The sequence below is a fragment of the Psychrobacter sp. N25K4-3-2 genome (genome assembly GCF_015351755.1).
Lineage (GTDB): Bacteria > Pseudomonadota > Gammaproteobacteria > Pseudomonadales > Moraxellaceae > Psychrobacter > Psychrobacter glaciei.
Genome location: NZ_JADKLX010000002.1, coordinates 379,282 through 404,555 on the forward strand (window position 1 = coordinate 379,282; position 25,274 = coordinate 404,555).

Here is a 25,274-nt window from a genome sequence, read left to right on the forward strand (position 1 = left end):
CATTCCTTTTCTAAAATACTGCTAAGCTTTTATACCAAACCATTTGTATAAATCAGACAGCGAGCTTCTATCTCGTTAACTGTTATGTCGTATAAATATGATGGGAAGGCAATATGTAAAATTCTTTTCTAACTATGCGATTAAACATAGAGTGACTAAACCGTCTTACTTGTAATAACTGATAGATTTATAAGCATAGTTATCAAACACAGCATTACTCGCAGCTATGCAATTCTTAGCTTTTTGTATATTTAAAAATAAAAGGTGAGCGCTAAAATAAGACAGGAACGGTGGTCTCAGATACGGGGTTACTTTTGAAATCTCTTTACGAGCAGCAGGCTACAGTAAAGTTTCTAAACAGTAATGAATTTTTATCGCATTATCACGATATTCTTATGGTCTAGCAATACTTCACAAGCCATTGTCCGATAGGTGGTGACATTATCCGATAGATGGCTCAAGGCATAATACAGAATATAAGTTTACTAATTTATAGATATCTCATTTCTTTAAAGCCATGATTTAGATAAGGTTTTACTTAACTCAATAAAGTTTCTATCGAATCATATTAAAACCATGTGACGTTATTAACAGATTTTCTTTAGCTTCTATCATTCTTATTAATAGCGAAAAATTGTCAGTAAAACATTGTGACGAGTACACGTTTTTTACTTTAAACTGACGCTATGCTTTTCACTTACTATTTACCTCATAGCATATTCATTTTTCTTTACCACATAATATAGTCATTTTTCTAAAATCACTGATATAACATCTGAGTTAAATTCTTAGCATAGCTAAATATGGTTTCTATCGCAGTCATACGAATAAAGCCTCCGCACAAGTACGACTACACGAAAATATCAATTAGGATACATACGATGACAGCACAGACCACATTAGTGTTAGGCGCAAACACAGTGATCACTCAAGAACGCTGTACTGTTGAATTTACGACCTCAGATTCGCTTAGGTTTGGGCAGCAACTTGGACTATTATGGCTACCTCTAAATGAGCAGCGCAAAGCGGTCTGTAGTCCCGCCTATTTGCACGAGCCTAAAGACTGGGCAAAGCTGGACAATAGCGATACGCCACGCGAATGGCAGCTTGATTTACCTGACTTATTTGATATGCAAGGGGTTAGCTTCTTACAACTAATCGCTTATACTTATCAAGAGCCAACACTTAATTTACCCGCTGTCGAATTACACAAGGTAAGTTTGACGTTAAACGGTGGCGCTATTCACTATGACTTCCTAGCAAGCGAGCGCCATGTCAAAGCCGCAATCGTGCTCGAGATTTACAAACGCAATGGGCAATTTAAATGTCGAGCGCTCGGTGAAAGCTCGACCCAAGGACTGGCAAGCCTTGAGCAACGAGTACAAGTCAGTCTAGATATTCGTCCGCCAGATACTCATGCGCTCATTCAAGAGGCGCAGCAGCAGCAGCGTGGTTCTCCCAATAGTGACACTCGCACGCCTCGCCAAGTTCAAGCTGGTGAAACATGGACAGGTACGGCTTTTGCGATTGATGAATATCACCTGCTGACTTGTTATCATGTCATTGAATCGGCGGCGATGATTGGTGTACGCCAGCAAGGTCAGCCTGACCGTGAGGCGCAAGTGGTACTCAGTGATATCGGTAGCGATTCAGCCATTATTAGAGTGAGCGACCCTTTACCTTGCCACCTGCCATTGGCGCAGCAGTGTTCGGATATTTTGGGCGAGACTATCACCACTTTGGGCTTCCCGCTATCAGGACTTAGTAGTCAACTACAAGTCACGCAGGGCTGTATTTCAGGACTGACAGGCTTAAGCGATGACATTCGTTACATGCAATTTACCGCACCAATTCAGCCCGGCTCTAGTGGCAGTCCACTATTACTGCCAACAGGCGAGGTCATCGGCATGGTAACTGCCAGCCTCGTCCATGAACATGCACAAAATATGAACTATGCGGTAAAATTTCAGTTATTATCTGCCCTACTCGCGAGCGCTGGTATCAGTTTGGATAGCGCTGCTCATGGATCTAACGCCACAACTGCTCCACTGACTACCCCGCAACTCAGTAAACAAAGTCGCGGGGCGCTTTGGCTGGTGGGCTGTCAAGGTTAAAATATCTAAAAAAATCAAGTTAATATAAAAATAGCCACTTCAACAGAGTGTGTTAAGGAATATGAATGTCAAACAAGCAACAAAGTACCACCATCACGCTACCACGCGGTACGCTTGATCTCACTTATCAAACGAATATGGTCGTGAGTAACCGTGATTCAGAAAAAGACGACAGCTATCAATTAGAAGACTTGCTTGGCTTTGCTCAGCGCATTAATCCCAAACGTGCATTTTTATTTGTCTCAAAAGTGCTAGGTCGCCATATTCCAGTTGCGCCCAGTACCATGCGACATGCTTTTACGGATTTGGCAAACCTAGTGCCTAATGAATTGCCAACGCCAATTTTGGTCATTGGTATGGCAGAGACCGCTGTCGGTCTATCTGCTGGTGTCCATCAAGCATTACAAACGCGCTATCCTGATGCCTTCTTATTGAACTCTACTCGTCATGCGCAACATGATGAAAATAGTGATCCTAATGGTGCCGACTCTTTACTGACGACTTTTTGTGAAGACCACAGTCATGCCAGCCAGCATTTAATTTATCAAAGCTCTGATAGTGTCGCTCAAGAGCAGTTACTTGCTAGTAAAACGCTGATTATGGTTGATGATGAGGCTTCAACGGGTAATACATGCGTCAATGTCGTCACTGCCCTACGCAATGCAGGGCTGACACAATTAAAGCAAGTACATCTCACCACTTTGGTGGATTGGTCATTAGATCAAGAAAACACAAACAAGCAGACAGAGGGTGCCAAGCCTGCGCGTATGGCGGATCGTTTGACGGGTATTGAGTTTCATCGTCATCACTTACTGTCTGGCGCATGGCAATGGACAGATGCACCTAACCCTGAACCCATCACGATGCCATCGGTCGATACCACCGCAGCTGGTAGTCAAGCGCTTGGTCATACGGGCAACTGGGGGCGTTTTCCAACACTAGACAGTACAGAGGGGTTTGATAAGTATCTTTCAAGTTTTCAGGCTGCATTTGCACGCTTTAATGACCAAGAAAGCTTTAATGATCAAAAAATCTTTGAGGTTACTCAGTTGCCAAAAAGAATCTTGGTATTGGGCAGCAATGAGTTTGTTTGGTTACCGTTTTTATTGGCGGAATGGCTTGAGGCAGCGGCTCAGAAGCCAGATTCAGACACAGATGCTATCGTTAAATTTAGTGCGTTGACCCGCTCACCGATTGCGCTTGGTGGTGCGATTACGATGATGCTGAGCTTTGGCGATAATTATGGGCTTGGTATGACCAACTTTGCTTACAATGTTGAGCCTAGTGATTGGGACTTGATCGTATTGTGTGTAGAAACCTCAAGCGATAGTGTTGATGACCTGTGGCAAAATTTAGATAATGTACTGGTGGTGAGTCCTACGCTGTAAGTTATTCAATGATTTTCAAACCCATGATTTACGGACATTTCTATGACTACGCCATTTTTCCAAGCCAACCCCGACATTATTAAACCTTACACACTTATGGATTTGGACGATACCTTGTTTCAAACCCAGCGTAAAATCGACGCATGGAATTTGCCTACTACTGAACCTGAAAATTTGGTCTGCGCCACGGTCAATAAACAAGGCGAACCGTTAAGCTTTATGAGTCAGCGCCAAGCCTCACTCTTTAATTGGCTATTGGCTAGTACCGAATTGATAGTAGTGACGGCACGTGACCGTGATGAAATCAAACGTGTTAAATTGCCTTTTTACAGTTGGCAAGTCTTAACCCATGGCGCGATTATTTTAACGGCTGAGGGTGAGTTGTTAAGCGCGTGGCAGCAGTATATGCATGAGCAGCTTGCACCATTACAAGGCAAACTAAAGCAGTTGACTGACTTGATTGGTAATCATAACCAAGAAGACGTTGGGGCTAATAATGGCTTAAAACTTACCTCACATAGCGATGTTTTTATTGACAATGAACTCACTATTTATTTGGCGATTAAACACGCGCAAAAAGATCATCAAGCATTAGCCGATTTAGCCAAGCAGCTACCCACACTCATACCAAATTTTGATCAAGATTTTTATGTCCATGTGAATGCCAATAACTTAGCGATACTGCCGCATGCGGTTCACAAGCGCCATGCAGTACAGTTTTTATTAGAGAATCATTTAGACAGCCAGCGCCCCAGTTTTGGTTTTGGTGATAGCTTAGCCGACTTGCCTTTTCTACAGCTATTGGACTGGTACGGTATGCCCAACCATGGTCAGCTACATGACCATCTTAGTTCTCAACAATTATAACAACAGTAGCTTATACGAGTAAAAGACCTTCTATGACTAACCTTTATATTCAAAAACTAGAGAAATACGGCTCAGGCAGCTATCTTGCCAGCGATGTGACCGTGCTGCTCGATATTGTCGATAAAGACGCGGTCGCTGATGTACCTGTTAGCCAAAAAGAAGCGCTGATCCAAAGTGGGCAACGGCACTATTCAGATATGCTGACCTTAGAGGTCGCGCCAACTGCGATGCATGAGCAGCTATATTCTCAGGCGCTAAAGCAAGGCACAACGAGGACTGCGACTGATATTGCCAACTTGGCTTACACATTGCACAATACTTTTGAGCAAGCGGTTAACGCTGAACGCCCATTAGTATTGGTCAGCTTGGTGCGAGCTGGTTTGCCGATTGGGGTATTATTGCAGCGTGCTTTAACAGATATCGATAGCAGCTACACATTGCCATGTGTGCATTATGGCATCAGCATCATTCGAGATCGCGGGCTTGATCCAGTCGCTTTGCAAATGCTGCTGGATGCTTATCCAAACAGTCCGATAGTATTCGTCGATGGCTGGACAGGAAAAGGTGCCATTTATCAAGAATTGGCGCGGAGTCTTGAAGCCTTTAGCGACCCTAGTCATGCACATTTTGCCAATATTTTTCATCAAAGCACTTTTGGTCAAGATACTTTTGATCAAAGCACTTCTGATCAAGGTACTGTCAATAACACTACCGTCATACCCCTCTTAACACTCGCTGATCCCGCTGGTGTTGCTTGGCTGTCGGCTAGTGAAGAAGATTGGTTGATACCATCGGGACTGCTAAACAGTACCGTCTCGGGTTTGATTTCGCGTAGCTTATATACCGAGCCGCAATCAGGTCTCCATCGCAGCGTCTTTTATGATAATTTGGTCGCGGTAGATCATAGCTTAGCATTTATCAATCATATTGATGCGGCACGGCGTTCATTGAGCACACCCCCACAGTGCTTGCCAACCTACCAGCAGCCGCGCTACCAAACTGCTGAATTAATCAATAAGCTGGCAGCGGACTACGCTATCACCAATCGTAACCGTATTAAGCCAACGATTGCGGAGGCAACACGGGCGATATTGCGCCGTGACCCTGAGCGCATCCTATTAGCCACTGCTGAGCATCCTGATACTGTATTGTTGCGACATTTATGTGCGCAGCGAAATATCAATATCAGTGTATTAGGTGATAAAATACTACCCTATCAAGCCATCACTCTTATCAAGCAGCGTAGCAAAGACAGTTGAATCAACGATATAAGCTGTCTGTTATGACCATGTATAACCACTCATTTATCACTATTTACGATGCCAATTATGTCAAACAACGAATCAAACCTTTATAACTATACTCAGTCTTATGCGCATCTCATCACTGAACGGCATGTGATGGTCAAGCCCAGTACTCATCATCCGTATCAGCTAGGTGCAAGCCTTTATATGCCTGCTACTCGCCAAGATATTTGGCAAGTTATTAAGCGTGATAAATTACCAACGATTAATAGTATTATTATCTGCCTAGAAGATGCCGTTAGTCACAGCGATGTCGAGCTGGCACTGACACGACTGCAAACCCTGCTCAATACTTGGGCGATACACGTCGATAGTATCAATGATCCATCAAGAGAATCTGGCATTCAATCAGAGCAGCAGTCAGATCAGCAATCAGAGCAAAAAAACCAGCATCCGACGCGTCCACTGGTCTTTATACGTCCGCGCAATCCGATGATGTTGCAACAACTGGCAGACTATACTCATATAGATCTTATCGACGGCTTCGTCATGCCCAAAGTCGATATGTATAGCTTATCCGACTGGCGGATGGCCTGTCAGAATCTCAGCATCGATCAGTTGCTCATGCCCACGCTTGAGACCGCTGCGCTATTTAACCCGCATCACAATCAAGAACTGGCCATTGGTTTTAAAGAAGCCTTTAGCCAGCCAGTCTTTGCTCTACGTATCGGCGGCAATGACTTGTTTGCCGCGCTGCGCTTGCGCCGTCCGAAAAACAGTATTGTCTATGACACCCCTATCGGTACTCTTGTTTATCAGCTGCTTGGCTGCTTTGTGCCGCATGGCTTTTACCTCACTGCGCCGGTCTTTGAGTATTTAGATCAGCCAACGCTGTTTATGCAAGAGCTGACCCGAGATGTCAGCTTGGGCTTAGTCGGTAAAACAGTCATCCATCCTAGCCAAATCGCTTTAGTCCAACAGGCCTACTGTGTGCCGATGAGCACGTTAGATGAGGCACAAGCCATATTGCATAGCGAAGCCAAAGCGGTGTTTAAATACAACAACACCATGCTAGAGCCTGCCACGCATCGTGCATGGGCAACCGAAATCGTCAATCGTGCCGACGTATTCGGCACCATCAATGATGGTCATAGTGACTATGCATCGCGACTGTAGCTTTAGCTACACATCACGCCTAGAGCTCTAGCTTAGTTAGCATTAAAACCAAAGACACCGTTATCAAATCAATGATAACGGCGTCTTTATTATTATGAGTTAGCAGTATTTATCATACACAGCTCGTCAAAAAATGACTGAGCACTTTATTGACCTGTTCAGGCTCTTCTACCGTTGAAGTATGTCCAGAGCCTTTTATTATCGCAAGCTTAGAGCCATCGATGGCGAAGTGCATACGCTCAGCTTTGTCGTAAGGAGTAGCGACATCCTCATCACCAACGATGATTAAAGTAGGCGTCGTGATGCTATCAAGCTGATCATAGACAGCGTCACGTTCGATGACTCCCATCGTGGCTTTGACGACGCCACCTTTGCGATTACCGTTGAGCATCGCCAACCATTCTTTTTGATCGGTTTTACGGGCTTTGTCTGTCAAAAAAGTGCTGCCAAACATAATAGGCATGACTTTTTTACTCACCCTTTTCATACCCAACCAACGAATAGCCGTAATGAGCTTTTTGTAGCCAGGAATATTATCAGGGTCTTCAGCATCAGCCGAAGTATCTATTAGGGTTAATGAGTTTAGCAGCTCTGGTTTTTTGATAGCAATGCGTTGTCCAACGAAGCCGCCCATCGATAGACCGACATAATGACAGCTGTCTATATCGAGCGCTGCTAGTAGACCAATAGCATCATCTGCCAAGGTGTCCATGTCGTAGCCGTCTTTGGTAATTTGCGACTGACCTTGTCCGCGAAAGTCAAAAGCGATGCAGCGATAGCTGTCCTGAAAATGCTCAACTTGTTTGTCATAGATTCTAGTGTTCCAAAGTAGCCCGTGAGCAAAGACCATGACTGGTTTTTGCGTATCGTTTGGGGCGCTATCTTCGTAATAGATATTGGCGTTATTGATTTTTATCTTTGGCATAACAACTTCCTTGTGTAATCGATTAAAAAATTAATGTTCAACAGACCCTAAGCATATGACTGTCTTTTCTTTTTAGCCCTGTCTTTCTAACACTTTACTTTTTCCACTGTTCTTTTAGCATAATTCACCAGCCACTCAGTTAATAGTCTTATTTCTGAATGGGCCGTTTTTATCGGGGCCTCCTAAGGAATTAGCACAGCGAGATAAATTAAACCACACTGTCGATTTGTCCTAAGCGCCCACAAAACCTGCTTTTATAATCATAGCAAGCTGCTATAGTAATCAATAGTGAATTATTTGTTACAAAACCTGCTCAGCTTCTATTTTAAACCCTCTATTACCCAGCTAATTTAACTAAGGAAAGCCAAGATGTCACCATCTCTAGTCGAGTATCAAAGCGAAAATCATATCGCTACCATCACCATGAACGATCCTAAGACCCTGAATGCCTTTAGCACGCCATTAAAAAACGCAATGATAGATGCGCTTGATAAAGCGGATAAAGACGCAGACGTACGCGTGATTGTGCTACAAGGGTCAAATAATAATTTTTCTAGTGGTGGTCATATCGGTGAAATGCTAGAGAACGGTATGGAGTCTGAGGCATTGGTCGCAAAGCTTGATTTTATGCTACGTGAAGTCGCTGAAGTGAGTTTAAAGCTGCGTAATATTCACAAGCCAATTATTGCTAAATTGGAAGGTGCGGTCGCTGGTGCGGGCATGAATCTGGCACTGACTTGCGATTTCCGTATCGCCGCTGACAATGCAAAATTCGTCCAAGCCTTTGTCAATATCGGTTTGATTCCAGATGCTGGTGGTATTTATCTACTAAATCAATTGATTGGTGCTGCCAAGACCACTGAGCTGGTGATGCTAGGTGATAAGCTCAAAGCAGACGATGTGGCACGTTTAGACTTAGTAAATAGTGTCGTCAGCGCAGGTGAATTAGACGCAAGCGTGCAGGCTCTTGCCACTCGTTTGAGTCAATTACCGGGTAAAGCATTGGCGTCAATGAAGCATATGATTAATGTTCACGCTTTTTCTGGTCTCAATGAAGCGCTTGATATGGAAGTTGAACAACAAAACATGATGGCAGTCACGGATGACTTTAAAGAAGGCATTACCGCTTTTATGGAAAAGCGCAAGCCAGTTTATCAGGGAAAATAACTGGGTAATAGGCTGTTCAATTTGGCGGCTGAACCTATTCTTAACCAGATAATTCACTATTCATAGCATCAAAAAAAGGGCTGCCAATATGGTAGCCCTTTTTTCGTTTATGTCTGTGGTTAAGAAGCAGATGCTGACTTATAGTGATAAGGTAAGGTAAATACCTTGTCAAAAATAAAGGTAAACACAAAATTATAAATCAAGAAAAATACGAGTAAAGCGGCTTCCATTATAAATGCTTGGAGCAAACCAACCTGATACCAAAACATATATAACGGCAAACAGATCAAAACCAAACCGATTTCAAATATCAATGCATGGACACTACGAATCAGCAGCGTGCGCTCTGCTATCTGCCTGCGCTCCTCCCAAGTCTCAAAAGCGGTGTTGTATACAAAGTTCCAAATGATTGCAGCCAAAGATACCATCATCGCGACGGGTAGAGAGTCTGCTGCATCGCTATTGCTTAGCTTCATTAATACAAAGGTAGAGGAAATAATTGCGATAATCTCAAACACAATCACGTAGACGATACGACGTTTGAGTGGGGATAAAGTAATCAACCAAGACTCCAAAGCACTTGAGCGTAAACAAAAAGTGCCTATCAAAGTATCGGTCCGTCCCGAGAAAAAAAAGATAGATTGAGTGCAGAGCCACGGTTTCCGCCTGCATTTATATTATACAGAAGATATCACTACTGAAAAGCCTATACTATAAGCAAAGTCCCTACATAATTTAAAACTACCTACTTTTTATTTTAACTCAAAGGATTTTTATAAACATAAGTTTTTAAATTTTAAGGTTCTTACACGGTGTTTTTAGTCTAAAATAGAGTATATTATTTTAAACTGGGGTTATTTAGGAAATTCTATGAATCAATCGTATCTTATCTTTATTATTATGCTATTTGCCTTATCAGCTTGTAGTGAGCCAAGTAATGACAATGCTCAAGATAAATCAGCATTACAAACACAAAGTCATATTAACCAAACAAACGAGGCAGCTGAAAACCCAAATTCTAGGACTATTGAGCAACAATCTAATTCGGATGTGAGTTTAGAAAAAGATAACAAATCTTCAACTGCAGTTCAATATAATAAAGACAACGCTAATACCCTAGAGTCTGAAACAATATTATTTATAAAAGCCCTGCATACCACCTTTAACACCAATATTGAAGAACAACAGCAAATTAACGAAAAGCTGCAGCAAGCCAGCAGTCGTGCTGATGATGACGTCGTCACGCAAATGAGTATGGATATGTTTACCTCGCAGCGGTCACAATTGCAATCATTACCACTAACCTCAGACAAGTTAATTAGTATCCGTGATAAGATAGTCAAGGCACTCGATATCAAGATAGATGTTAGTCAAAAGTCTTTAGAGTTACGCAACCCAAAACTAGAAGATGAACAGGAGTTTGTCAGCATGCTACAAGAAAGTAAGAAGCTTTCAAATGAAGCTGATAATGCTTTAAATTTGTTAATTCAAGAACAAGGAATTGTTTTCTAGTTACTTAAAAATCACCGTAGTTAATAGTTAAAAAACCCCGCATCATCACGATACGGGGTTTCTGTTTAAATAAGAATTGTAAAACTTAAAAACGTTTAACTTAAGATTTAACCAAAATTAGGTCAACTGAGCAACGTTAATTTTATCTGCTTCTTCAGTATAATCAGTCATACGGTCGAAGTTCATGTACTGATACACTTCCTCACCCATGCTATCAAGCATGCCAGCATACTGCTGATATTCGTCGTTAGTCGGCAATTTACCAAGTACCGCTGCTACCGCTGCAAGCTCTGCAGAAGCAAGGTATACGTTAGCGCCTTGACCTAGACGGTTCGGGAAGTTACGAGTTGAGGTCGATACCGCAGTAGACTTCGGTGCGATACGTGCTTGGTTACCCATACATAGTGAACAACCTGGCATCTCAGTACGAGCGCCGGCTTGAGCGTAGATGTTGTAGTACCCTTCTTCCATCAATTGACGCGCATCCATCTTAGTTGGTGGCGCAATCCATAGACGAGTTTTTAAGCTACCTGCTGGTACATCTTGTAGCAGTTTACCAGCGGCGCGGAAATGACCAATGTTGGTCATACATGAACCAATGAATACTTCATCAATGGTATCACCAGCGACGTCAGCTAGTGTCTTAGCATCATCTGGATCATTCGGGCAGCAAAGAATCGGCTCTTTAATCGTGCTCATATCGATAGTCATATCGATCGTGTATTCAGCATCGTCATCAGCACGCATCAGGCTTGGGTTAGCCAACCATTCTTGCATCTGCTCAACACGGCGGCTGATAGTACGCGCATCGCCATAGCCTTCTGAGATCATCCACTTAAGTAGCGTGATGTTTGAGTTTAGGTACTCAGTCACTGACGCTTCAGATAGAGTAATCGTACAACCAGCAGCACTACGCTCAGCTGAGGCATCAGATAGCTCAAACGCCTGCTCAGCAGTCAAGTCTTCTAGACCTTCGATCTCTAAGATACGACCGTTGAACTCGTTGATTTTGCCTTTCTTATCGACAGTCAATAGACCTTCTTTGATGGCTTGATAAGGAATCGCATGGACTAAGTCACGTAGCGTGATACCAGGCTGACGTTCGCCAACGAAGCGTACACGGACAGACTCAGGCATATCAAGTGGCATAACACCAGTCGCTGCTGCGAATGCAACCAGACCAGAACCCGCTGGGAACGAGATACCCATTGGGAAACGAGTATGCGAGTCACCACCAGTACCAACGGTATCTGGAAGTAGCATACGGTTCAACCATGAGTGGATAATACCATCGCCCGGACGTAAGCTTACGCCGCCACGGTTCATGATGAAGTCAGGTAGTGTGTGCTGAGTCTCAACGTCAACTGGCTTTGGATAAGCAGCAGTGTGACAGAATGACTGCATTACTAGATCTGCTTGGAAACCTAGGCAAGCCAAATCTTTTAGCTCATCACGCGTCATCGGACCAGTCGTATCCTGACTTCCTACGGTAGTCATTTTAGGCTCACAGTACATGCCAGGACGTACGCCCTCTAGACCACAAGCTTTACCAACCATTTTTTGCGCTAGAGTAAAGCCTTTACCAGTATCAACTGGCTCTTCTGGCTTAGCGAAAATGTCTGAATGACCAAGACCCATGTATTCACGAGCACGGTTGGTCAAACCACGACCAACGATCAATGGAATACGGCCACCAGCGCGAACTTCATCAAGCAAAGTTGGCGAGTTTAGCTTGAACGTAGACAATACTTCATCAGAGTCATGCTTAGTGATTTTGCCTTCATACGGATAGATGTCAAATACATCACCCATGTTTAGGTTATCAACATTCACTTTTTCGATTGGCAATGCGCCAGAATCTTCCATAGTGTTAAAGAAGATAGGCGCGATGTTGTTACCAAGTACTAGACCGCCGCCACGTTTGTTTGGCACGTTAGGGATATCATCACCCATTAACCAAAGTACTGAGTTGGTCGCAGACTTACGGCTAGAACCTGTACCGACGACATCACCAACATAAGCCAATTGATGGCCTTTTTTCTTCAGCTCTTCGATCTGCTTCATAGAACCAACAACACCCTCTTCGTCAGCGACGATACCGTCACGAGAGTTTTTGTGCATGGCTAATGAGTGCAATGGGATATCAGGACGGCTCCACGCATCTTGCGCAGGTGACAAGTCATCAGTGTTGGTTTCGCCAGTGACTTTAAACGTCGTATAAGTTGATTTTTGTGGTACTTCAGCACGGTTCAAGAACCATTCTGCATCAGCCCAAGATTGAACAACTTCTTTTGCGATGGTATTGCCAGCTTCCGATTTTTCAGTCACGTCATTGAACGCATCAAATACGAGCAACGTTTTTTTCAGTGCTTCAGCTGCGTCTTGTGCAACTTCTTTATCATCTAATGCAGCAACCAACGGCTGAACGTTGTAGCCACCTTGCATGGTGCCTAGAATTTCAACAGCTTTTTGCTTGCTGATAAGTGGTGAAGATGTTTCACCCTTAAGGATAGCCGCTAAAAACGCCGCTTTAACGTAAGCAGCTTGGTCAACACCAGCAGGAATACGGTTTTCTAGCAAGTTCATCAAGAACGCATCTTCGCCTGCAGGTGGCGTTTTTAAAAGTTCAACCAACTCTGCTACTTGTTTTTCGTTCAGTGGTAGCGGAACCGTTCCTAGCTCAGCACGTTCTTCGACATGTTTACGATAAGCTTCTAACACAATAGTCGTCCTCGTCAGTTGGGGATTAGCACAATACGTGGGTAGTCAGCATGACAGCCTGCGCCTATGTACCAAATGGAATAATTATCCCCGCTAATATAGCTTAAAATGGGCAAAATGTTAACCAGCAAAGCGCTTTCCCGCCTCCATAGTCAATATTTATTAAAAAAATATAAGGTATTTTTATACGGTTACTTGGCCTGTTTCAATGCTGAAAAATCAATAACAGTATTATAAAACGGTTGGATGAAATTTAGACTGAGATTTGCTATAATCCCTATACGAATTTTACGACCTATTCTTAGAAAATAATAAACAAAACCCTTATCCTACAAAGGTTTAGGATTATCAGGGTTTAGGATAAGACTATGAGCTCATTAGCCGTACAAACACACGTTCCTGCTGCCAAAGCTAAACCCAAAAAAGCAGTTCAGGGAGAAAAACTACGTGGCTACGATAAAGTTGCACGTATCCCAATTAAAGTGATCCCGACCATCGAGGCGAAGAAAAAGCCAGATTGGATTCGGGTCAAAATGTCATCACCTGCTGAAGTGGCTCGCATCAAAGCAACGCTACGTGAGCAAAAGCTCTATACCGTCTGTGAAGAAGCGGCTTGTCCAAACTTACCACAGTGCTTCGCTGATGGTACGGCCACCTTTATGATTATGGGTGATATCTGTACCCGTCGCTGTCCATTCTGTGATGTCGGACATGGTCGCCCTAACAATCTCGATGCCGACGAACCTCGTCATACGGCTGAGACGATCTTAGGTCTAAAACTGAAGTATGCGGTTATTACCTCAGTCGATCGCGATGATTTAAAAGATGGCGGTGCCGCTCATTTTGTTGAAGTGCTTAATGAAGCCAGAGCGCTCAGCCCAAATTGCCTGATCGAGATATTGGTTCCTGATTTCCGTGGTCGTATGGAAGTAGCATTAGACTTGCTAACTGAAACGCCGCCAGATGTCTTTAACCACAATATCGAAACCGTGCCACGCCTATATAAAGCGTTCCGTCCGGGTTCTGATTATCAGCACTCACTTGATTTGCTCAAGCTGTATAAAGAGCGTCGTCCAGATATCGCTACCAAATGTGGCTTTATGGTCGGCCTTGGTGAGACCGAAGAAGAGATTTATGCACTACTTGATGATCTAAAAGCCCATGATGTAGACATGATTACGGTTGGTCAGTATCTACAGCCTAGTAAAAATCATGCGCCCGTTGATCGTTATGTCCATCCAGATGAGTTCCAACGCTATATGGACTACGGCAAAAAAATTGGCTTCTTTAGCATTTGGGCAGGCCCAATGGTACGCTCAAGCTACTTCGCAGATCGTCAATACTATGGCGAAGATTGCCCTGCACCAATTCGCAGCAAAAAAGCATTAGAAGCTGAAGGCAAACTTGGCTGCTAATTTAGCAATAAAGTAATGTGAGAATAGTTGCTAAGATAATTGCTAAGACATCTCCTAAGAATAGAAAAAGGGTGAATAACAGATTTGTTATTCACCCTTTTTTTGTGACTTTAATAAACTTGTAAAGCCTTCAAGGCCAACGCTTCAAACAGTTAAAGTTGGTGTTGGCTTTCCGTTCGTTTTTATATTCAACACAGCAATACCAAGGACAATAATCCCACCTGCGATACCAGTGGTAATCTCAGGATAAATCAATAGTAAAGCACCAATAGCCAAGATGATACGAGTCAGTGTATTCATACCGCCTCTGAAGTATCCTTCGAGTGCCGAGCTTAACGCGATGACACCCGTCACTGAAGTCACTACCACCGTGATGATATCGATAATAGGCGGCAGTGGGAAATCTTTCGCCGTAACTGCCAGACCCGTTGGATCTATCATCAGCATCGTTGGATTGTAGATAAACATAAACGGTACGATGAATCCAGCCAAAGCTAATTTCAGCGACAAGAATCCTGTTTTCATCGGATCGCCACCGGATATACCCGCACCAGCAAAGGCTGCCAGACATACAGGCGGTGTGATATTGGCAAAGATACCAAAATAGAAAACAAACATGTGCGCTGACAAAATCGGAATATCAAAACCTGCTAATGCAGGCGCTGCCATCGTTGCAGTAATGATATAGGCAGGAATAGACGGTAGCCCCATGCCTAAGACCATTGAGGCAAGCATCGTTAAAATAAGCGTAAAGAATAACGACCCTGCGCCTAATGTTACGATAGAGGAGGTCATCACTGTCCCGAAGCTGGTCAGACTCACGACCCCGATGATAATACCGACGACCGCACAAGCAGCCATCACGGCGAGCGACTGGCGAGCGCCATCTTCTAATGCCCCCAAAATGTCGGAAAAGCCCATTCTAGTCTCTTTTCGCAGCATACTAACCACGACTGTAAAACCAATGGTATAAGCCGCTGCATAGCCGACAGGGACATTTCTGATTAATAAGAAAACCAAAAAGACGATCGGTAATAGCATATGACCGCGCGCTTTTAGCACCTCTTTTACTGCTGGCAAGTTCTCTTTAGCGATGCCTTTTAAATCACGACGTCCAGCGCGAAAATGCACCTGCGCAATGACGCCCAAGTAATACAAAATCGCTGGTAGTAATGCGGCCAACGCAATCGTGCTATACGGCAGTCCTGTTGTCTCCGCCATAATAAACGCACTCGCGCCCATAATCGGTGGCAATATCTGCCCGCCTACAGAAGCACTTGCCTCAACGGCACCCGCAAAATCTTTATGATAGCCGACCTTTTTCATTAACGGAATTGTAAAGGCACCGGTACTGACCACGTTCGATAACGCAGAGCCATTAATACTGCCCATAAAACCACTAGAGATGACTGCTACTTTTGCAGGCCCACCCTTTTTATGACCAGCGATTGCCAGTGCCAAATCATTAAATAACTGTCCCATTCCTGAGCGTGCTAAGAACGCACCAAAGAGAATGAACAAGAAAATGAACGTGACTGATGCACCAATCGCAACCGAATACAAGCCTTCCGTTTTTAAGAATAGTTGACCAAAAATATCACCCATATCATAAGGGCGAGTCAGTAGCCGATCGGGCATAAAATCCAAATGACTGACAAATGGATACGCTAAGAATATCCCTGCTAATATCGGCAAAATCCAACCAGTGATTCGGCGACTGCCTTCTAGTACACAGACCACGGTAATCAGTGAAAATATCACATCAACCTGATTTGCCATACCGCCACGCGAGGTCACAATGTCTTGATACTCATAAATCAGATAGCCCATGCCAGATAAAGACAGTGCAAACCAAATCCAGTCATACCATGCCACACTTTTTCGGCTACTTTTTTTGCTAGCAGGGAAAATCAAGAATATTAATGCAAAACCAACGCCCACGTGTACAGAGCGTTGTAGCAATGCTGGCATCGGATTAAAAGTAATATATAAGTGAAAAAGGGAATAGAGTATACAAATTCCAGCGATGAGATACTTCACTGGTCCTTGGGTGATATGACGCGTGATTGACTCTCGGTCATATTTTTCCAATACCGCTTTGTTGATCGCATCTGCCTCAGCATCTTTATCAACATCAGCGTCTGGCATGGTAGTTACGCTACCGTGATCCGTCACTTGGGAGTTCATGACACAAGTCCTTTTTAAATCTATCAATTAAACCATACGTCTTAGGCATGATCACCACTTCAGAATAGTCCGGCACCATCTGGTGAATCAAAACACGGTGGTCGCCATAATCAATCTCGCCTTTGGTCAGTCTGGATACGATCCAATTTAAGTTAGGGAGCTTTTCATTGATTTGATAACCCAGATAGCCAGGTTTTTGTATGGGAGCAAGCGCTTCGGTTGAGGGTGTACCTGCGCCAAAGGCTTCAAAATACGTGGTGGTCAGCAGCAGGCCATCGCTCTCACGTTGGTATTGCTCCTCCCACCATTGCTTTTCTACAGAATGTATCCAGCGTAGCTGAAAATCAGGCTCGACGAAATAACACACCTTATCGTCAGATCCCTCTAATCCTTTGATCCTCACTTCGACCACAGGCTGGAGAATAAGCCCCATCCATAGCGTAAAAAAAACCAGCGCGGCAATAAATGCTGCGCCAGTTGATAGCCATAATGAATTATTTGGCTGCTTGTTCGTCATAGTACTTTTTAGCGCCAGGATGGATTGGGGCGACCATGCCTTCACGGGCAGTCTCTAAGCTGATATCATTTGCCGCTTGGTGCGCTGTTTTTAGACCTTCCAAGTTCTCAAATAATGTTTTGGTTAACTTATAACCATCAGCTTCAGATAGATCAGAGCTAACCAACAAAGCATTCATGATTGCTGCGGTTGGAATGGCAGTTTCGTTGCCATACGTGCCAGCAGGAATCTCAAAGGTTTTGAAGTAAGGCTTGGTCGCAATGATTTCTTTTAGCTTGTCTTGGTTGATGGTAATCAATTGCAAGTCTAAGCCCTGCTCTAGCTCCATCAATGAAGAGTTTGGTAGACCACTGCTAAAGAAAGCCGCTTCAATTTTACCTGCTTTCATACCATCAGCCGCTTCAGAAAAGCCCAAATAATCGACCGTGACATCATCATACGTGATGCCAAACCCTTCTAATAAAGTTCGCGCATTTACTTCCGTTCCAGAGCCTTGATCGCCTACAGCGATGCGCTTGCCACGTAAGTCTTCAATACTTTTGATGCCGGATTTTTTGGTGGTGACGATTTGCACCACATTAGGATACAAGACAGCAATCTGTTGAATGTTAGCGATCGGCTTATCAAAGTTATTTTTACCTTCGACTGCGTCCGTGACCACATCACTGAGCGCCAATACCATATCGACTTTACCTTGGGTCAATAGATTGACGTTTTCGACTGATGCGCCCGTGGTTTGTGTCTTTGAGTTGACCCCAAAAGTTTTGACATAGATTTCGGACAATGACGTCCCAATGATGTTATAAGGACCAGATGCCCCGCCTGTAGCGATGGTAAGAAATTTGGTATCCAGCTTATCGGCAGCAGTGGCCTCGGTGGCAGCACTGTCTGTTTCCGTACTGTCAGTGCTTTCTGAGCTTGGCGATGAGCACGCGGTTAGGCCTAGAGTGGCACTTAACATCGCTGATAAAAATAACGGAGATTTTGTGAATTTGAGCATTGCATTCATCCTTGAAATAATCAGTTTAATACATCTAACGGCATCAACATTTAAATGTTAATGCGTTACAGACCTGTAATAGTATAGTAATTTCTGTCATAAATAAACCGTAGCCTACCTTCTCTCAAAACCTTACAAATAAAGCGTTTTGAGTCAAAAATAGTAATTTGTCTAATTGATGGGCATTTAGCATGTTCTGCCATGCGGAACAAAGTTTCATTAGTTAAACTATTTAAACAAAAATTAGACCGAGTGTAAACCTTTATCATTACCCAAACAGAAATAAGGGTATTTGTGATTACCTTCAATAATACTTATAGAGCAGTCAATCCTATACAAATTGGACAAGGGGTCAGGCTTGCTCAGTCTACTATCTGTAGTACTGTCACACGCCTTTATTGTATCTAAATCATCTTGAACCGACTATAGTAAGCTAAGATAGTGCTATGTTTTGAGTATGATAAATAATAACAACTTTGTTGATAAGGATTGACCAATGAGCAGCGAATTTATACCACAGGAAGGCTCTTGCTCCTGTTCTAGCAACACCTATACTATCAATAATAAGCCCATCGGCCGCTTTATCTGCCACTGTACTATTTGCCAAGAATTCACTGGCCAAGCGTATAATGATGTAACGATTTTACTCAAATCGGATGTGAGTAAGTTAAACCTGATTAGAACCAAATTCCGCCGTTGGAAACTTCCGCCGAATATTAGCCGCGGGCTGTGTACGCGCTGCAATAAACCCAGTATAGAAACAGCAGTGGGCGGAAACCTCATATTAATACCCACGACAAATCTCCCTAATGTCGCCGCGCTACCTGAACCTAGCATGCATCTATTTTATAATCGCCGAGTCCAAGATATGGATGATGACCTGCCTAAGTGCAATGGCTTTGTACAAAGTCAGGCGATGACAGTTAAGGCGCTTGCTCAAGGTATGTATAAGAGAGTCACTAGGGCGTGTTGAACATTCGACCATGGCACTGACAGAGACTATTTTTTAGACAGTTCGACGTTAAAAACAGTAAGTTTAGTCATTCTAAGCGTCTACTTTTAACCATGAAATGGCAAAAAATAGTCCTGTCTCCCTCTGTTGATATTAGAGCTGATGCGAAAACTGTCCTATGCTGCGTTGTAAACCTAGTTAAGGCATGAGCATTACCGTCGTTTTACGCCTTGTCTAGAACAGTTTTCGCAATCAGCAGTGCCTATTTGTGAATGTTCAACACGCCCTAAACGTTAGTGGCTATATTTAGAATGTAAAACCCTTTCTCAGAACACATTTACCAAGACCTTTGTTATTGCCTATATTTTGAGGAAAAAGCGAGTAACACCAGCTTTTACGACTTTTACTAGCTATCATTTGGAACCTGATATGACTTCAATTGCAGTAGAAAACACGCAAAAACACTCTGCCGACATTGCTATCATTGGCGGCAGTGGTCTCTATCAAATGCAATCACTCGCCAATAAACGCAATATCACCATACAGACGCCTTATGGTAGCCCTTCTGATGATATTGTCCTTGGTGAATTAGAGGGTGTGACGGTTGCTTTTTTGACACGCCATGGTCAAGGTCATAAACTCATCCCGTCTGAAGTCCCTTATCGCGCCAATATTTATGCACTAAAGACATTAGGCGTGCGCTATATCTTGTCAGTATCCGCAGTCGGTTCTTTGCAAGAGCATATTGAGCCGCTAGATATGGTCGTACCCGATCAAATGATTGATATGACCAAGCAGCGAGTCAGTACGTTTTTTGGTGAAGGCGCAGTCGCTCATGTATCGATGGCAGATCCACTATGTCCTGCCCTAGCAGATATCCTAAAGCGAGCTTACGACAAAGCAGATATTTTTGAGGGAGCATGTCACTCACAGGCAACTTATGTCTGTATCGAAGGGCCACAGTTCTCAACTCGTGCAGAGTCCCAGTGGTATCGGCAAATGCAGGCAGGTATTATCGGCATGACCAATATGCCAGAAGCCAAACTGGCACGTGAAGCCAGCATTGCTTATGCTACGTTGGCCTTGGTGACAGATTTTGATTGTTGGCATCCTACCGAAGAAGCAGTCAGTGCAGATTACGCCATAAAAAACCTGATGAAAAATGCTGAAAATGCTCAGAAAGTGATTAAGGAAGCGGTCGCTCTGATTGCCGCTGAACTGCCAGATTCAATCGCACATAATGCCTTAGCCCAAGCACTGGTAACGCCTGTGAACGTGATGGACGAGCAGACCAAAACCAGACTTGCTGCATTACTGTACTAAATATTTAAAAGTGTATCGATAGATGCTTGTCTGAAATAATGACAGACAGCAAAGTGTTAAATTTCCATACACATACAAACATGCACATACAAAAAGGCCATTAACTTGAATTAATGGCCTTTTTTAGGATTTTAGCTCGTATATTTGCAACGTACGCTAACTATAGTCAAAGTATCCTAAAAACGCTACGGTATTGCTGATATCAATTTTTTGTAGCCTCTGTCTGCGCAGGCACAGTAAGCAAGAAAAATTGATATCAGCAGTACGTCATGTGTCGATATTACTTTTCACTGACTATACACAGCTTTGACACTAACAACAGCCGCCCAGCTCAGGTGCTAGCGTTACAGACTGATTAAATGGCATCAGTTCGCCGCAACCTGCAAAAATACCGTAGTGGCGACTGTCATCACCGATAAATTCAAAATGCGGTGCAAAGCGAGATTCTTGTAGCATTCGAAACGTATTGCCACAGACAGGGAACACTCGACCCGCCTCAATAGCATGGTGCTTATCCAGATCAAAACGATGAGGTGACTGTTCAATAGATCCTTTGTATATCACTGCTTGTCCATGATCTTCGCAGGCGTCTTCAAGCGCGGCAATCTTAAACAAACGATAAGTAGCAGAGAAAAACTGAATGTCACCGATTTTAGCCGCCAGTGCGGGATCAGTAATCTCAAGTGGGCGATCCTCGACCAGACGCGGGTCTAAAAATCCTGCGCCTCTTGCCAAACGGGTAAAGTCCTTCCAGTACAAGGCACCACTCAAACACTCTCCATAAAGGACAGGATCTTCGATTAGATGTTGCGGAATACGGCGATCAGCATAGACGTCAGAAAAATAAAACTCTCCACCAGGCTTAAGTAAACGCTGCACACTGGCCATCACTGCAGCTTTATCAGTGGATAAATTGATGACGCAATTTGAGACGATAATATCAAAGCTATTATCTGCTAACGCTAGCTCATCTAACTTTTCAAGATAGCCTTTTATAAAAGTCACATTATCATAGCCAAACTTGTCGACATGATAGTCTTGATGCTGTTTTGCGATTGCCAATTGCTCATCGGTCATATCGACACCGACCACATGCCCCGTCTCGCCAACTAATTGCGCTAGTGCATAGACATCGCGGCCCGAACCACTTCCTAAGTCTAAAATGCGGCAGCCTTCAAGTAACGCCGGACAAACCAATCCGCAACCATAATAACGACTCAAGACGTCATCATGAATATTAGCCAGCAGCGGTTTGAGCCATTCAGGCATATTACTAATATCGCAACACGCCGAGGTCTTTAAATCAGCAGTGCTTTGTAGCTGTTTACCATAATAATCCTGAACCACGTCCTGCATAACAATATCCTTATTGAATGTACAATCCAGTTAAAAGTCTTAGTGATGACTTTGATAAATATAGCCGCACTATTTTAGCCAATTTATTAAAACGCTTATCAGCTGTCATCGACCTTGATATTGACGTGAGAATCCAGCCAGCCATTTGGCAAATACTGCAAATCTTCAGGCTCATCAATATCATGTAAAGGTGATAATAGTGCGAGTGTCCAATCTAATGTTGCAAAGCGCTGCCTAGTCACCGCAGCCACGCTAGCCGTACTCCAGCTGATATTTGAAAAAAGACTTTTATCCGCTTGTTTAAATCCGAGCAACACATAACCACCATCTGATGCAGGAATCATGACTGCATCATGCTGATCTAGCTGCTGTGCTGCTAGTTGAATACGCGCTGCCATGAGGCTAGGACAATCCGTACCAATTAATAAAACCTTTTCAAAACGTTGCAATACTCGCTGACTGGCTCCCAGCATACGAAAGCCCAAGTCACCCTCCACTTGCGCTGACCATTGCAGTGAGTCAGGCAAATCAAGCGCTTGCCAGCAAGGATCACTTGGCGCAGGACTAACACATAGCTCAACCGTAAAGCCAGTAGCAACGGCCTGTTCTATGCTATGCAACAGCAGTTGCCGTGCCATTTGCGCGGCACCTTCAATACCAAGCGCTGGTTGCAGACGGGTCTTTGCCATACCCTGTGCGGGAAATTTGGCAAAAATAATGATGCAAGTTTGTGATTTTTGATTCATGGTAAGCGTTTATTCTTTTATTTATAATAGCGCGCTTTAATATTATCAGCCGACACGCCACGCCAACAATCAAAACGTAAATGCCACATTAAGACAATCGTCCGCCAAGTGCCATATTGTTGCCAGCGTCTGGCCGAGGTGATGACTTTACTTTTCAAGCAAGCAGGTTTGGCAATACCTTTTAGTTGTTTGCAAAGCTCAACATCTTCCATTAATGCCTGATTAGGATAATTACCGACTTTCTCGAATAAAGGTTGCCTAATAAAAATAGCTTGGTCGCCCGTAGCGATTCCGCTCAATCGTGAGCGCCAATTGATCATTTGACTGACCAATCGCAGCATCGGCTGACGGCTATTAAGCTGCACATCAAAACGACCCCATTCTGAGGAATTTATAGCAGTCGTTACTTCTGCAATAGCTTGGGTTGGCAATTGCGTATCGGCATGCAAAAACAGCAAGACATCACCAGTTGCTAATGCTGCACCTGCATTCATTTGCTGCGCACGCCCTGCTCTGGACTCAATCATTTGCCAATCAATTTTACGGTAATTATCGAGCATTGACTCTTTAATAAAGCTTTGAATTATGCCGATAGAGTCATCGCTTGAGCCACCATCGACCAAGATAGCTTGTTTCGGTTTGGGATTTAGGCTGTCTATATTTGCAAACAAATGAGGCAAATTATCTGCCTCATTGAGTACTGGAATAATGATAGAGACCGTCGCTGTCATAGTTGGCCGTATTCTTACTTTTTATTCAAATTCCAATTGTAATCGGTATAGCCAATCTTCGTTTTACCTGCTTTTAGATCAGCCGTTTGCGATTTATCAAGACTTAAAGACGAGCTATAGCGAGCTAAAAATCCTTCTAAATCTTTGGTGCCGCGCCAATTAGACTCAAAGTCTTCTTTATACCATTTAAAAATTGGCGATACCTCAAGTGTGCCTCCTTTGAGACGATTGCGGCTGCTATCGGCTAAGAACTTACTGGTTACTTGCTCTAATTGCTTATCCAATTTGCTGCCTGTAAAAGCATCATCTAACAAGGCTGGACAGCCAATGCTAGCACAGTTCACCGCAAAGTGAATACGTGGTTCATTGTAGCGTTTGGAGCCACGGATTAGATTGTGTTCGATGTCATCGAGTGAGCGCTTTTTGCCTAGTAGCGTGACAAAATCTTGTTTCCATGGCGAGCCAAATATCCCACCGATATCTTTAATCGACTTAATGCTAGGATACTTGGTCAACACTAGCTCTACCGTACCTGCGTTATAGACATTGATCAAAAAGGCCAATTGCTCGTCTTTGCTCCAGCGGTTGAATTCTGACTGGCTGACTTTGCTAGTGGCCGCCATATAGCTATCAAGCTTGCTCTTATCCGCTTTCATGCCATTATAATTAACGACAGAGGCTTTACCACCATTGGTCATAGTGACGTTTTTATTGAGTAAGCTGTCCCAAGTGCTATGATTGAAATCAGCATAACTGGCGACACTGGCCAATAATATAGAAGTGGCCACTGCCGTTTTGATCATTAAACGACTGCTTGAAAAACTGCTTGTGCTCTGACTGATGTTATCAAAAATATTCATAAGTGACTCCGTTTAAATCGATGAGGTGTTTTCTATCGTCTGGTCTGCTGTCTCTTCTTCTAGCGCGCCACCGCAACTACTCCCCTGTCCTGCTGTGCAACCATAACAATGGTCAGCAATAGCGATAACATCGCCAGAAGGGTTTTGAGTCAGCAAATCGCTTAGGTGTTGACGCGACTTATTGGGCACAGGAATCTCTAACTGCTGATTGAAGTCACAATCGAACAGTTCACCCAACCAGTTGACACTGATGGTCGAGCGGCACATGACTTCGGCTAAATTGGCAGCCACGTAATTTTCTTTGAGCAAATCCATATACGGGTGGAATTGGTTTTTGGCCAACAGCACCGCGCCAAAACGCTGAATCGGCATATTGGTCAATGCGAACAACTGATTAAACTCAATATCGAAATGCTCTTTTAGCTCGCGCTTATAGTCCGCTTCAAGCTGCTGTTGATTGGGCGGCAGCGTGGCACCTTGTGGGTTATAGACCAAATTCAACGTCAAATCTGAATCAGGCTTGCCATAACCTAAGGCATTGAGCTTTTGCAATCCCAATATACTGTCATCAAACGCGCCCTTACCGCGCTGTTTGTCTACATTTTCTAAGGAATAACAAGGTAAGGATGCCACCACTTCAACTTGATTGTCTGCTAAAAACTGCGCCATGTCCTCATACCCATCTTCCATGAGAATAGTCAGATTACAGCGGTCTATTACCTTGACGCCTAGGGCGCGAGCCGCCTTTACCAAATACTTAAAGTCCTCATGCATCTCAGGCGCACCGCCCGTCAAATCGAGCGTATCAATATTTTGCGCTTGCAGCACTTTGGGTATCATCTCAACCAGCTCACGCGACATCATCTCTGTCCGATAGGGACTGGCAGCCACATGACAATGGACGCAAGACATATTGCATAAGTAGCCCATATTGACTTGTAATATCGTCAGTTGACGGCGCTTGATAGCAGGGAAATCGGTAAATTCGAGTAGTTCAATGGTAGATTTCATAAATTATTGAATCCATTCAGTAGCATTTTATTAGCAGATTAAGTCAGTTTTGACTCAGCCTT

The 25,274-nt window shown here is 43.6% G+C and carries 21 protein-coding genes; 10 read left to right on the top strand and 11 right to left on the bottom strand.

Going from position 1 to position 25,274, the window contains the following annotated elements:
- Nucleotides 1-881: 881 nt before the first annotated feature.
- From IOD06_RS06590 to IOD06_RS06610, 5 genes are all read left to right on the top strand, one after another.
- Nucleotides 882-2,114 carry a serine protease gene (locus IOD06_RS06590; RefSeq protein ID WP_194620081.1) on the top strand — a complete coding sequence of 411 codons (1,233 nt, stop codon included), beginning with the start codon at nucleotides 882-884 and terminating at the stop codon, nucleotides 2,112-2,114.
- Nucleotides 2,115-2,179: 65 nt separating this feature from the next.
- Nucleotides 2,180-3,502 carry a phosphoribosyltransferase domain-containing protein gene (locus IOD06_RS06595; RefSeq protein ID WP_194620083.1) on the top strand — a complete coding sequence of 441 codons (1,323 nt, stop codon included), beginning with the start codon at nucleotides 2,180-2,182 and terminating at the stop codon, nucleotides 3,500-3,502.
- Between the two features lie 42 nt (nucleotides 3,503-3,544).
- Nucleotides 3,545-4,369, top strand: coding sequence for an HAD hydrolase family protein (locus IOD06_RS06600; protein WP_194620085.1), 825 nt, complete (start codon nucleotides 3,545-3,547; stop codon nucleotides 4,367-4,369).
- 32 nt (nucleotides 4,370-4,401) lie between these two features.
- Nucleotides 4,402-5,628, top strand: coding sequence for a cysteine protease StiP domain-containing protein (locus IOD06_RS06605; RefSeq protein ID WP_194620087.1), 1,227 nt, complete (start codon nucleotides 4,402-4,404; stop codon nucleotides 5,626-5,628).
- A 69-nt stretch (nucleotides 5,629-5,697) separates the two neighbouring features.
- On the top strand, nucleotides 5,698-6,789 hold the full coding sequence (locus IOD06_RS06610) for an HpcH/HpaI aldolase/citrate lyase family protein (RefSeq protein ID WP_194620089.1): 1,092 nt from the start codon (nucleotides 5,698-5,700) through the stop codon (nucleotides 6,787-6,789).
- A gap of 112 nt (nucleotides 6,790-6,901) precedes the next feature.
- Here IOD06_RS06610 and IOD06_RS06615 read toward each other — a convergent pair whose 3' ends face one another.
- Nucleotides 6,902-7,714, bottom strand: coding sequence for an alpha/beta fold hydrolase (locus tag IOD06_RS06615; protein ID WP_194620091.1), 813 nt, complete (start codon nucleotides 7,712-7,714; stop codon nucleotides 6,902-6,904).
- A 369-nt stretch (nucleotides 7,715-8,083) separates the two neighbouring features.
- On the opposite strand from IOD06_RS06615, the gene IOD06_RS06620 reads away from it, so the two are divergent.
- Nucleotides 8,084-8,881, top strand: a complete 798-nt coding sequence (locus tag IOD06_RS06620; protein ID WP_194620093.1) for an enoyl-CoA hydratase/isomerase family protein — start codon at nucleotides 8,084-8,086, stop codon at nucleotides 8,879-8,881.
- Nucleotides 8,882-9,000: 119 nt separating this feature from the next.
- Here IOD06_RS06620 and IOD06_RS06625 read toward each other — a convergent pair whose 3' ends face one another.
- Nucleotides 9,001-9,444 carry a PACE efflux transporter gene (locus tag IOD06_RS06625; RefSeq protein ID WP_194620095.1) on the bottom strand — a complete coding sequence of 148 codons (444 nt, stop codon included), beginning with the start codon at nucleotides 9,442-9,444 and terminating at the stop codon, nucleotides 9,001-9,003.
- Between the two features lie 307 nt (nucleotides 9,445-9,751).
- On the opposite strand from IOD06_RS06625, the gene IOD06_RS06630 reads away from it, so the two are divergent.
- Complete coding sequence (locus IOD06_RS06630) at nucleotides 9,752-10,393, top strand: hypothetical protein (protein WP_194620097.1); 642 nt, start codon at nucleotides 9,752-9,754, stop codon at nucleotides 10,391-10,393.
- A gap of 117 nt (nucleotides 10,394-10,510) precedes the next feature.
- Here the strand turns inward: IOD06_RS06630 and acnB are convergent, their stop codons facing one another.
- Entirely contained in the window at nucleotides 10,511-13,114 is a 2,604-nt protein-coding gene (gene acnB, locus IOD06_RS06635; RefSeq protein ID WP_194620098.1) for a bifunctional aconitate hydratase 2/2-methylisocitrate dehydratase, read from the bottom strand.
- Nucleotides 13,115-13,482: 368 nt separating this feature from the next.
- On the opposite strand from acnB, the gene lipA reads away from it, so the two are divergent.
- Entirely contained in the window at nucleotides 13,483-14,529 is a 1,047-nt protein-coding gene (gene lipA, locus IOD06_RS06640) for a lipoyl synthase (RefSeq protein ID WP_189584448.1), read from the top strand.
- A gap of 144 nt (nucleotides 14,530-14,673) precedes the next feature.
- On the opposite strand, the gene IOD06_RS06645 is transcribed toward lipA, so the two are convergent.
- The 3 genes from IOD06_RS06645 to IOD06_RS06655 are packed head-to-tail and all read right to left on the bottom strand — an operon-like array spanning nucleotide 14,674 to nucleotide 18,233.
- Nucleotides 14,674-16,716: a TRAP transporter permease gene (locus IOD06_RS06645; protein WP_265087663.1), complete on the bottom strand. Its 2,043-nt coding sequence runs from the start codon at nucleotides 16,714-16,716 to the stop codon at nucleotides 14,674-14,676.
- The gene (locus IOD06_RS06650) at nucleotides 16,688-17,233 is read right to left on the bottom strand and encodes a DUF1850 domain-containing protein (RefSeq protein ID WP_194620099.1); all 546 of its coding nucleotides are present in this window, start codon (nucleotides 17,231-17,233) and stop codon (nucleotides 16,688-16,690) included. Before IOD06_RS06650 ends, IOD06_RS06645 begins: the two co-directional genes overlap by 29 nt.
- Entirely contained in the window at nucleotides 17,211-18,233 is a 1,023-nt protein-coding gene (locus IOD06_RS06655) for a TAXI family TRAP transporter solute-binding subunit (protein ID WP_189584442.1), read from the bottom strand. Before IOD06_RS06655 ends, IOD06_RS06650 begins: the two co-directional genes overlap by 23 nt.
- Nucleotides 18,234-18,729: 496 nt before the next feature.
- Here IOD06_RS06655 and IOD06_RS06660 point away from each other — a divergent pair, with 496 nt between their 5' ends.
- Together IOD06_RS06660 and mtnP are read left to right on the top strand one after the other, a co-directional pair.
- Nucleotides 18,730-19,206 carry a GFA family protein gene (locus IOD06_RS06660; protein WP_189584441.1) on the top strand — a complete coding sequence of 159 codons (477 nt, stop codon included), beginning with the start codon at nucleotides 18,730-18,732 and terminating at the stop codon, nucleotides 19,204-19,206.
- Nucleotides 19,207-19,614: 408 nt separating this feature from the next.
- Complete coding sequence (gene mtnP, locus IOD06_RS06665) at nucleotides 19,615-20,508, top strand: S-methyl-5'-thioadenosine phosphorylase (protein ID WP_194620100.1); 894 nt, start codon at nucleotides 19,615-19,617, stop codon at nucleotides 20,506-20,508.
- 312 nt (nucleotides 20,509-20,820) lie between these two features.
- On the opposite strand, the gene IOD06_RS06670 is transcribed toward mtnP, so the two are convergent.
- The 5 genes from IOD06_RS06670 to arsS form a co-directional block, all read right to left on the bottom strand.
- On the bottom strand, nucleotides 20,821-21,864 hold the full coding sequence (locus IOD06_RS06670; RefSeq protein WP_194620101.1) for a methyltransferase domain-containing protein: 1,044 nt from the start codon (nucleotides 21,862-21,864) through the stop codon (nucleotides 20,821-20,823).
- A gap of 98 nt (nucleotides 21,865-21,962) precedes the next feature.
- A complete protein-coding gene (locus IOD06_RS06675) occupies nucleotides 21,963-22,610 on the bottom strand; it encodes a TIGR04282 family arsenosugar biosynthesis glycosyltransferase (protein WP_194620102.1) in 648 nt (215 codons plus the stop codon).
- Between the two features lie 17 nt (nucleotides 22,611-22,627).
- Complete coding sequence (locus tag IOD06_RS06680) at nucleotides 22,628-23,341, bottom strand: TIGR04283 family arsenosugar biosynthesis glycosyltransferase (protein ID WP_194620103.1); 714 nt, start codon at nucleotides 23,339-23,341, stop codon at nucleotides 22,628-22,630.
- Between the two features lie 14 nt (nucleotides 23,342-23,355).
- Nucleotides 23,356-24,201 carry a DUF547 domain-containing protein gene (locus tag IOD06_RS06685; RefSeq protein ID WP_194620105.1) on the bottom strand — a complete coding sequence of 282 codons (846 nt, stop codon included), beginning with the start codon at nucleotides 24,199-24,201 and terminating at the stop codon, nucleotides 23,356-23,358.
- Between the two features lie 12 nt (nucleotides 24,202-24,213).
- On the bottom strand, nucleotides 24,214-25,212 hold the full coding sequence (gene arsS, locus IOD06_RS06690; RefSeq protein ID WP_194620107.1) for an arsenosugar biosynthesis radical SAM (seleno)protein ArsS: 999 nt from the start codon (nucleotides 25,210-25,212) through the stop codon (nucleotides 24,214-24,216).
- Nucleotides 25,213-25,274: the final 62 nt, after the last annotated feature.